The following is an 849-nucleotide window of genomic DNA, read 5'->3' on the forward strand; positions in this document are numbered from 1 at the left end:
CGGCTCAGCCGCGCTCGCGCACGGAGGCCTCGAGCAGCTCGCGGGCGTGCTCGCGGGCGGCCGCGGAGTCGCCGTGGCCGGCGAGCATGCGGGCAAGCTCCTCGACGCGCTCCTCCGCCGAGAGCGTGACGACGTCCGAGGTGGTCACGCCCGCCGCGGGGTCGGAGTTCTTCTCCACCCGCACGTGCCGGTCCGCGTAGGCGGCCACCTGGGGCAGGTGGGTGACGGCGATGACCTGCACGTGGCGGGCCAGCCGGGCGAGGCGGGCGCCGATGCGCACGGCCGCCTCGCCGCCCACGCCGGCGTCCACCTCGTCGAACACGAAGGTGGGGACGGGGTCCGTGGCGGCCAGGACGACCTCGAGGGCGAGCATCACGCGGGAGAGCTCGCCGCCGGAGGCGCCGCGCCCCAGGGGCCGGGGCTCGACGCCCGCGTGGGGCCTCAGGGCCAGGGCCACGTCCTCGGCGCCGTGGGGGCCGAGCCCGTCGCCGCCCACCGGGGCGAGGTCCACGTGGAAGGAGGCGTCCGGCATGAACAAGGCGTGCAGCTCCTGCGTGACGGCCTCCTCGAGCCGTCCGGCGGCGGCGGTGCGCAGCGCGGTCAGGGCGGCGGCGCGCTCCCGCAGCGCGGACTCGAGGCGCTCCAGCTCGCCCTCGAGCTCCTCGAGGCGGCCGGAGTCGCCCTGGAGCTCGTCCAGGCGGGGACGCTGGGTCTCGGCCCAGCCGATGACGTCCTCCAGCTCCGGGCCGTAGAGGCGCTGCAGGCGGGTCAGCTCGGCCAGGCGGGACTGGGCCGCGTCCAGGTCCGAGGCGGCGTCGGTGTCCAGGTCGGCGGTGTACCGGGCGAGGT

Annotated in this window: 1 pseudogene; it reads right to left on the minus strand. The window is 77.5% G+C overall.

The window, feature by feature from the left end:
• Positions 1–4: 4 nt before the first annotated feature.
• A pseudogene (locus NWP10_RS12180) lies at positions 5–849 on the minus strand (DNA repair protein RecN); the annotation flags it as partial.

Source organism: Micrococcus sp. HG099 (genome assembly GCF_024723355.1).
GTDB lineage: Bacteria > Actinomycetota > Actinomycetes > Actinomycetales > Micrococcaceae > Micrococcus > Micrococcus endophyticus.